We start from the raw sequence: 5,875 nt of genomic DNA, 5'->3' as shown, positions 1-5,875 counted from the left end.
TTATCCGGTATTAGCCCCGGTTTCCCGGAGTTATCCCAGTCTTATGGGCAGGTTACCCACGTGTTACTCACCCGTCCGCCGCTAACTTCTTGAGAGCAAGCTCTCAATCCATTCGCTCGACTTGCATGTATTAGGCACGCCGCCAGCGTTCATCCTGAGCCAGGATCAAACTCTCCAATAAAGTTAGTTTGTCTAGCATCTAAAAATAAAAATTGACGTTTCACGTTGTTTGTTTCGTTCAGTTTTCAAAGAACTACTTGGTCGCTCATTTGCGACTTCCTTATGTTAACATTTCTAATTTGTAATGTCAACTAAGTTTTTCATTTCGTTTGTCGCTTGCGACGTTAATGTCATCGGCGACTTGTTCTATATTACACCTCTAAAGTATAATCGTCAACACCTTTTTATAAAGAAATTCAATTTAATATTTTTATGCTTTTTTAGCTAGATACGTCTCTCCAAGGATTCATTACCAAAGAGCTACCTCCTGCTTCTCTTTAATATATTTTCCCCAAATATATTAAAGTTACTTTAAACCTTAGACTTAATTTGTACAGAAGTTTTTCCCCAGCGAAACTAACAATCTTATTTTAATAAATATTAATACCTCTTTGTTTATCACGCCCTCTATTAGAAACGATTGAAGATATACGTATTCTTATAACAGACAACGATACAGAAATCCATAATAAACTCATATACTACTCGTCCCAAGTTCTCCTTATATGAAGTAATGGTTGCTTATCTGTTTACTCGTAAATATATAGAACCACACTAATATATTTATTAACTATCCCTGTTTCACTGAAATATCAGCCTTATATCTCTTTCATCTTTAGTATCATCTATTTCCATACAGCTATATTCTCTTAATAAACATTTAAGATATGCTCAAGGTTCGAATTGATTAATAGTATTTCCTTTTTAAACACATATACTGGATTAAAAATACGTACCTCAATTTATCAAGTGTACCGAACACATATATACAGAACACTTGTTCCTTTTATTACTTCACTTTTTATATAACATTAATAGATATTTATCCCATACCTATATTTACGTTTTACCGCTAAAAGAGCGAATCATTTTCACTAACCAAGCATTTAGTTTCATTTCTAGTATATATCCCCCTTTTGAAATACATATAGAATCATAATTTCCTTTGTTTCTATCTCCCCCTAAGAATACACAACCATACAAAAACAATTCTACAACAAGGTATACGACGGCTGCACAATTATAAATCATAATCCCCTCAATACCTACAGGGGTGCTGTCCGCCTTTAACGCAAATATATACTAAAAAATTTTCAATATAAAACGGGCCGGAATTTCTACTCTAAGAAAAATCCGGCTCTTATTTTTAGGCAACAACCAAAATCATTTTTACATTCAGTATTAAATGTCTATTCAATATTCTCTACTCTGCTCTGGTAAAGGTGAATGTATCATATCTGTCACTGCATAATATAGATTTTCTGGATGTTCGGCTATCCGATGACATAAATACAAATACCACTCTTTCCCATAAGTCAAATATACTCTAGCGTTATGTCCTTTGTTTTTCAAATTACTTAATATATCCGGACGAATTCCATATAGCATTTCTATTTCTACATTAGGATGACTAAAATATTGACGTTGCTCCATCTCTTTAATAAGAATTTCATCATGTGTAGCTATAGATACAGGGTGATTGTTTTCAACTAGTTGTTCTACAATTTGAAGATACTGTTGATTTAAATCACTTGACCTAGGCATAGCAATATCCGGAACTTCTTGATAGGCACCTTTTACAACTCTTATTTTCCCTGGATAATGAAGGAGTTCTTGAATATCATTGTTTGAGCGATATAAATGTGCCTGTATTGTTATTCCTACATTATGATATTGCTCAGTTACCTTTTTATAAATGGAAAGAATGTCCGCTGCTTTAGATGATTCTTCCATACTTATCATAAGGGTAGTTCCATGTACTTTCGCCTTCTCTGCCAACTCCATTAAATGAATATAAGATATTTCTGGATCTATGGATAATCCAATATGCGATAAATCGAGTGATACTGTTTGTTTCATAGATAGAGCACCCATGTCCCCAATAAGATTCAAAAACTCATTTTTTGCTTTATAACATTCCTCTATATCTAAAGTATTTTCCCCTATGTATTCTAGTGAAGTATGATAACCTTTTGTAATTAGTTCTTTTGCCGTCCCAATTCCCTCATGTCTCGTTTCTCCGGTGACAAAGCGTTTCGCAGCTTGTAATAATAACGCATAGAGTTCAGTGGATTGTTGTACATATGCTTTTATATGTTCATTTCGTGCAATCGATTTAAATGCCTGAGCTACTTGTAATTCTGGTTTAGTCATCACATTTTCATCTCCTTTAGAACTATTTGACCCTACTATAGCATGCTAAAATGGTTTGTATTAGTACCATTTCATCCAAACTTTTATGGTACCAATTTTGATGAAGGGAGCATTTATATGCTTTGGATACCTATTGATCGATCTTTAGATATAAGTTTAATTCGACAAGTTTATCACCAAATACGTGAACGAATATTAAACGGAGAGCTACAATCCGGTGAAAAACTACCAGCAACACGGGAATTATCTTCTGAGTTAGGTGTGTCTAGGAATGTAATTTTAGAAGCTTATGATCAATTATTTTCCGAAGGCTTTTTGGTCACTCGGCAAGGAGCCGGGACATTCATTGCCGAAGGAACTTATTTAGAACAACGTAAAAAATCAACTCTAATTGATTCTTTATATTGGTGCGAAGAAACAAACAAAGACAGTAACATCATTAATTTTCGTTCAGGAATACCAGCATTAGACTTATTTCCACGTAAAGGATGGGCAAAGTTGTCTCACACTATATGGAATGAAACACCTCCTTCTACGTTTGGATATGATATCCCCCAAGGACGTCCCGAATTAAGAAAGGTTTTATCACGCTATTTACTAAAAACAAGAGGAGTTTTTTGTCATCCAGAACAATTGGTGATTACTTCCGGTGCAACACAAGCTTTAACACTTGTGTCTAAGTTACTTTTGTCATCAGGTGACGAAGTACTAATAGAAGATCCCATCACCAATGACATTCAAACAATTTTTAAAAATTCAGGAGCCTTTCTTTCCCCTATACCAGTTGATGATAATGGGATGAATACATCTTTGTTACCTGCAAATAAAAATCCAAAATTCATCTTCATTACTCCTTCTCATCAGTTCCCTTTAGGTGGAACGTTGCCAATTCAACGACGTGTTCAATTGGTTAACTACTCAAGAAAAACAAATTGTTACCTCATTGAAGATGATTATGATAGTGAGTTTCGATATGAAGGCTCACCTGTAAGTTCATTACAGGGGTTGGATCCCGAACGTGTTATATACATAGGTTCATTTAGTAAAATTTTATCACCGGCCCTTAGGATGGGATACTTAGTTCTTCCCTCACACCTTGTTGAAAAATGTCGCAGGGTAAAATGGTTTTCAGATTTACATACACCTTCTTTAAATCAGCTTATCCTTGCTAAATTTATTGCCGAAGGTTATTTGGAAAGACATATTATGAAGATGAAAAAAATCTATAAAAATCGAAGAGACTTCCTTATCCAGCAATTAAAATCAGCATTCTCAAATACAATCAATATTTTCGGTTATTCTACAGGATTACATCTGATTGTTGAATTCAATCAAGTTCAATTCACAAAAGAATTACTTGAGAAAATCCAACAACTCGGAGTGAAAGTATATCCTGTAGAAGATCACGCCATTGAAAAAGGAGAACATCACAATCGAATTATTATAGGGTATGGACATTTAACAACTGAAGAAATAAAAGAGGGTGTGAGTAGGCTCCAGAGGGCAATACTTCGTATATATTCTTGTTAACAAATAGACTTTAAAGCTCTGACATATTTTTCTGAAGGTATGCTACTTAAATTTGAAATTCTAATAAAGTTGTTTCTTGCTAGATAAACGTACTCATAGAACCTACATTAATTACAAGTTTATTTTATAAAACACAAAAAAGACGAGTCATTCTGACTCGTCTTAAAGTTGCTTGGCGACGTCCTACTCTCACAGGGACAAGGTCCCAACTACCATCGGCGCTAGAGAGCTTAACTTCCGTGTTCGGTATGGGAACGGGTGTGACCTCTCTGCCATCATCACCAAACTATGAAGGCATATTCCTTCAAAACTAGACAACATTTGCTACATATTATATGGTTAAGTCCTCGATCTATTAGTATTCGTCAGCTCCACATGTCACCATGCTTCCACCTCGAACCTATCAACCTGATCATCTTTCAGGGATCTTACTAGCTTACGCTATGGGAAATCTCATCTTGAGGGGGGCTTCATGCTTAGATGCTTTCAGCACTTATCCCTTCCGCACATAGCTACCCAGCTATGCCCTTGGCAGAACAACTGGTACACCAGCGGTGCGTCCATCCCGGTCCTCTCGTACTAAGGACAGCTCCTCTCAAATTTCCTACGCCCACGACGGATAGGGACCGAACTGTCTCACGACGTTCTGAACCCAGCTCGCGTACCGCTTTAATGGGCGAACAGCCCAACCCTTGGGACCGACTACAGCCCCAGGATGCGATGAGCCGACATCGAGGTGCCAAACCTCCCCGTCGATGTGGACTCTTGGGGGAGATAAGCCTGTTATCCCCGGGGTAGCTTTTATCCGTTGAGCGATGGCCCTTCCATGCGGAACCACCGGATCACTAAGCCCGACTTTCGTCCCTGCTCGACTTGTAGGTCTCGCAGTCAAGCTCCCTTATGCCTTTGCACTCTACGAATGATTTCCAACCATTCTGAGGGAACCTTTGGGCGCCTCCGTTACACTTTAGGAGGCGACCGCCCCAGTCAAACTGCCCACCTGACACTGTCTCCCGGGTCGATAAGACCCGTAGGTTAGAATTTCAATACAGTCAGGGCGGTATCCCACCAGCGCCTCCACCGAAGCTAGCGCTCCGGTTTCAATGGCTCCCGCCTATCCTGTACAAACTGTACCAAAATTCAATATCAGGCTACAGTAAAGCTCCACGGGGTCTTTCCGTCCTGTCGCGGGTAACCTGCATCTTCACAGGTACTATAATTTCACCGAGTCTCTGGTTGAGACAGTGCCCAAATCGTTACACCTTTCGTGCGGGTCGGAACTTACCCGACAAGGAATTTCGCTACCTTAGGACCGTTATAGTTACGGCCGCCGTTTACTGGGGCTTCAGTTCAGAGCTTCGCTTACGCTAACCCCTCTCCTTAACCTTCCAGCACCGGGCAGGTGTCACCCCCTATACTTCGCCTTACGGCTTCGCAGAGAGCTGTGTTTTTGCTAAACAGTCGCTTGGGCCTATTCACTGCGGCTTTCCGTTAAGAAAGCACCCCTTCTCCCGAAGTTACGGGGTCATTTTGCCGAGTTCCTTAACCAGAGTTCTCTCGCACACCTTAGGATTCTCTCCTCGCCTACCTGTGTCGGTTTGCGGTACAGGCACCTTTTATCTCGCTAGAAGCTTTTCTTGGCAGCGGGGAATCAAAGACTTCGCTCCATAAGGAGCTTCCCCATCACAGCTCAGCCTTCACGATAAGCGGATTTGCCTACTTATCAGCCTAACTGCTTGGACGTGCACAACCAATCGCACGCTTCTTCTATCCTTCTGCGTCCCTCCATTGCTCAAACGATAAAGAGGTGGTACAGGAATATCAACCTGTTGTCCATCGCCTACGCCTGTCGGCCTCGGCTTAGGTCCTGACTAACCCTGAGCGGACGAGCCTTCCTCAGGAAACCTTAGGCATTCGGTGGACGGGATTCTCACCCGTCTTTCGCTACTCATACCGGCATTCTCACTTCTAA

3 protein-coding genes and 3 rRNA genes are annotated in these 5,875 nt (G+C 39.7%); 1 reads left to right on the top strand and 5 read right to left on the bottom strand.

Features of this window, described 5'->3' with window-relative positions; genetic code table 11:
* The 3 genes from ACO6VI_RS32560 to ACO6VI_RS32550 form a co-directional block, all read right to left on the bottom strand.
* Positions 1-181 (bottom strand): 16S ribosomal RNA (locus tag ACO6VI_RS32560); the annotation flags it as partial.
* Between the two features lie 878 nt (positions 182-1,059).
* On the bottom strand, positions 1,060-1,251 hold the full coding sequence (locus tag ACO6VI_RS32555) for a hypothetical protein (protein WP_063546253.1): 192 nt from the start codon (positions 1,249-1,251) through the stop codon (positions 1,060-1,062).
* A 162-nt stretch (positions 1,252-1,413) separates the two neighbouring features.
* Entirely contained in the window at positions 1,414-2,373 is a 960-nt protein-coding gene (locus ACO6VI_RS32550) for a proline dehydrogenase family protein (protein WP_063549251.1), read from the bottom strand.
* Between the two features lie 117 nt (positions 2,374-2,490).
* On the opposite strand from ACO6VI_RS32550, the gene ACO6VI_RS32545 reads away from it, so the two are divergent.
* Complete coding sequence (locus ACO6VI_RS32545; protein WP_422425161.1) at positions 2,491-3,903, top strand: PLP-dependent aminotransferase family protein; 1,413 nt, start codon at positions 2,491-2,493, stop codon at positions 3,901-3,903.
* 170 nt (positions 3,904-4,073) lie between these two features.
* Here ACO6VI_RS32545 and rrf read toward each other — a convergent pair.
* Both rrf and ACO6VI_RS32535 read right to left on the bottom strand, forming a co-directional pair.
* A 5S ribosomal RNA gene (rrf, locus tag ACO6VI_RS32540) occupies positions 4,074-4,189 on the bottom strand.
* Positions 4,190-4,238: 49 nt separating this feature from the next.
* Positions 4,239-5,875: ribosomal RNA gene (locus ACO6VI_RS32535) — 23S ribosomal RNA — on the bottom strand; the annotation flags it as partial.

The organism is Bacillus sp. PSXD-155, assembly GCF_049310765.1.
In the GTDB taxonomy this organism is placed as follows: Bacteria; Bacillota; Bacilli; order Bacillales; family Bacillaceae_G; genus Bacillus_A; species Bacillus_A cereus.
Note: the sequence above shows the minus strand (reverse complement) of the source record. Positions and strands in the feature narration are given on the sequence as shown.